The following is a 338-nucleotide window of genomic DNA, read 5'->3' on the forward strand; positions in this document are numbered from 1 at the left end:
CCCGCACCAATAATCGTTACACAACCTCGTTTAGAACGAGCTTGTATTTGAGTTTTAACCCGATTTATAAACCCTGTGTCCTTAACCTCTCCATCATTATTTGAAGAGCGCCTAAATAGAGCTAATAAATTTGTTGCAGCAGTAATCATGAAAACTCCTCTAAGGTAATGCGTTCACCTTCTGGAACAAGATTTTGCTTAAGAATTTGTTTGAGTTCAGACTTACACGACCCACAATTTGTGCCGCACTTTAATTGCGACCCCAAAGCTTCAACGCTATCACAGCCGTCATCTTGTATGGCTCGGATGATCTCTTTTTCACCCACCTTATAACAGCTG

Annotated in this window: 1 protein-coding gene; it reads right to left on the reverse strand. The window is 41.1% G+C overall.

Translation table 11 applies throughout. From position 1 onward, the window contains the following. Positions 1 to 145: 145 nt before the first annotated feature. On the reverse strand, positions 146 to 338 hold a 193-nt coding region (locus A3739_RS08420; RefSeq protein ID WP_156502479.1), incomplete at its 5' end, for a bacterioferritin-associated ferredoxin.

It is taken from the genome of Oleiphilus sp. HI0067 (assembly GCF_001635735.1).